We start from the raw sequence: 2742 nt of genomic DNA, 5'->3' as shown, positions 1-2742 counted from the left end.
GGGCGGGGGGCACCACCGCAGCTTTGTCGGTAGTACTACGCTTTTGCTGAATCAGTCTGCTGTACTCATTTTCGGGCAGGCTGGCTTTTAGCAGTCGGCTGATGGTGCTATTGCTAACCCCGTAGCGCTCCGCCAGTGTTGAGGTTGTTTCCTGGGGCTGGCGGTACAGGCTCAAGATAGATGTCTTGTCAGCCTCAGTCAGCTTCTTGGGTGCCATGCCGTGGGTTCCGTAACAATGCCATCTAACATCTTAAGGCTAATATCTCTGTAGAACCCGTCGGGGCGTTAACTGCGTCGCCGTCGGGGGCTGCGCCGAGAATTCATAGAAACCGCGTGTTCAACCACCGCTCCAAGGCCAAAAAACACCGCCGAAAATGTCCAAAAGACTTCCCACAGGCTGCCTTCTACGTAGTTGTCAGTGTTAACGGCATAGGCAAAAAACATGTCGGCAATGTAGAGACAAAACGCTGCGATCGCAATTAGCTTCCACGACTGCGAATAGCGCCCGCCCCAAAAAGCCACCAGCAGCGTGCCCGCAATAATCAGCAGCACAATATCGCCAATTAAGTACATCAGACCGACCCCATCGGCCAGTGGCTCAAGCATCTGGTCCAGGCTCAGTACCCAGCTAGGGGCCGATGGCACCGCTTCTACCGCAGCGGGCGCAACGACGTCAGGGACAACGACCGGCGGCATTTCTGTTTGGGCCAGGTAAAGGGCTGGGGCTGGGGCACCGGGTACTACCGCCGCTTCCGCTGCCGCCAAATTGACAAAAATCGCCAGCAAAATGCCGCCCAGGCCAATGCCAACCACCATCAGCCACTGGGGTAGTTCCAGGTTTAGCCGTCGGGGCAGCACCGCTTTAAACATGCCTGCGGCCAAAAAGATGTAGCTAAAAATATAGAAAAAGTCGCCCAGAGACACCGCTGGGTCGAGCCCCCAGATATTGCCCCAGAGAAAGAACATCACGTTGCCCAGCACGTAGAACAACATCCCCAGGCCAATCCAGAACCAGACGTTGCGCCCGCTGACGATTTGGGTACTGCGCCAGTTGCGAAAGCACAGCACCGCAGCCAGAAAAAATGCCCCTGTTTCCAGCAGGTTGATACCCAGCAAAAACCAGGCGGGCTGGGCACCGTCTTCTCCTGGCGCAGTAAATAGCAGAAAGAATAAAAGCGTAACGACGCCCCAGGCAATGCACGCCCCCACCAACAGCGGCGTAGACAAGGAATTGGTAGACGAAGAGGTGGATGACTTGCTCAAGGATTTACTCCTAAAGGAACTCAACGGCATGAGTGCCGACAAAAAATCGCGATCGCCCCTTGATGGCTGGTCTTTGACTATCGCCACAGCCGCGTGGTCTCGGCAGAGCCCAACGCGCCCAGCGCAACGCCTGAATTGTACCGACTCCCTACATCTATGGGCGACTAGCTCGTCAGAATAGCTCTAATTAGTCGCCTAGAGCAATAATTCTTAAACTCTAGCGCGGCTAATAAGCCCACTACGCCCATAGTTTGCCCGTCGGAGACTGCTGCAACCACCGCCGAAATAGAGCTTGTTCATTAGCGGTGAGGTCTTCGACCGCCTCTAGGGCGCGATCGCTAAAGTTGGCATTACCAAAGTAGTCTTTGCCAATTCGATGGGTTTCTTCTAGCAGCCGGTGCAGATGGTGGTCTTGCCAGGGTGGCAGCTGGGGCATCGCCAGCGGGTCTACGGTCAAGAGGGTTTTCACCGCATCTGGAGTCGCCGCCTGGGGAAACTTCCAGGCGGCAAACACCTTGCTAATATCTCCCTCAAACTGCCGAGCCTGCTTGGCCCCCAGCAAATCTTCTACATCCATATACAGCACTTGCAGCATGAGCAGGCAAGCCTTGATGTAGGTCGCCTCCGCTGGTGGGGTGCCTGTATCGGGGCCAGCATCATCAAACTGGTCAAGACGAATTTTGCCCCAAATGCTAAAGCGCTCTGGTTCTTCAAGCAGCACGCAGGCCTTACCCCGGTTGTCGGTCAGATCGCGCCACAGCGCCCTGGCATCGTCTTCCTGGGCAGCCGTAAACACGCTCAGCAGCCGAAAGGTTTGCCCCTGGTACGACAAAATCGGAATCTGTTGATCTTTTTGGGGATGGTGCATCGTTTTGATGTCAACATCCTGCCGCTTGAGGATAAACATGTTATGGCCTGCTGACTCCTAGCCGAGGTGAGTACCTGCAGTAGGCGGCGGCTGCAACGGTAAACCGCACCCTTAGTACTGCGTCATTGGGATGGGATAAAGCCTCGTAAACCCTCGCAAACTCTGCAGCCTGTTATTAGAGAGACTTATTTTAGCGGCCTGAGCGGCTCCGACATCATTCCGCCGTTATTTTTCAATATTCTATTCGTCCTAGTCTGCCCTGAGAGCAACCGGCACCCCCTAAAATGTAGAGTGATTAGATTGGGGCCATTAGCTCAGCGGATAGAGCAACCGCCTTCTAAGCGGTCGGTCGCTGGTTCGATCCCAGCATGGCCCGTCCCGACAGATCAATAATTTATCTAGCTTGAGGGCTGGCGACTGGGGCGATGTGCCCAGCCTGCTGCGAATCGGGGCCGGTTTCTGCGCTGGGCCAAGGCGCTAGTACTGGGCAGCGGCAGGGCGAAAACGCTACTCTGGCTATAGTTCCAGATTTTGGCAGGCAACTCTTTTGGACGACGCAGATTTACAGGCCAGACTCAAAAAGCTAGAAGCAGAGCTTAACACCGCTGCGC

The 2742-nt window shown here is 55.2% G+C and carries 3 protein-coding genes and 1 tRNA gene; 1 reads left to right on the top strand and 3 read right to left on the bottom strand.

Annotation, left to right across the window (positions count from 1 at the left end; genetic code table 11):
• The 3 genes from IQ273_RS32290 to IQ273_RS32280 form a co-directional block, all read right to left on the bottom strand.
• Nucleotides 1–217: helix-turn-helix domain-containing protein (locus tag IQ273_RS32290; protein ID WP_194027168.1), on the bottom strand; the 217-nt coding region annotated here is incomplete at its 3' end.
• Nucleotides 218–285: 68 nt separating this feature from the next.
• On the bottom strand, nucleotides 286–1263 hold the full coding sequence (locus IQ273_RS32285; protein WP_228054315.1) for a hypothetical protein: 978 nt from the start codon (nucleotides 1261–1263) through the stop codon (nucleotides 286–288).
• Between the two features lie 238 nt (nucleotides 1264–1501).
• Nucleotides 1502–2170 carry an Npun_F0813 family protein gene (locus tag IQ273_RS32280; protein ID WP_194027167.1) on the bottom strand — a complete coding sequence of 223 codons (669 nt, stop codon included), beginning with the start codon at nucleotides 2168–2170 and terminating at the stop codon, nucleotides 1502–1504.
• Between the two features lie 264 nt (nucleotides 2171–2434).
• Between IQ273_RS32280 and IQ273_RS32275 the strand changes: the two genes are divergently transcribed.
• Nucleotides 2435–2507: transfer RNA gene (locus tag IQ273_RS32275), tRNA-Arg, on the top strand.
• Nucleotides 2508–2742 lie beyond the last annotated feature (235 nt).

Source organism: Nodosilinea sp. LEGE 07298, assembly GCF_015207265.1.
GTDB lineage: Bacteria > Cyanobacteriota > Cyanobacteriia > Phormidesmidales > Phormidesmidaceae > Nodosilinea.
The sequence above is the reverse complement of the archived record's forward strand: the minus strand, read 5'-3'. Positions and strand labels throughout refer to the sequence as shown.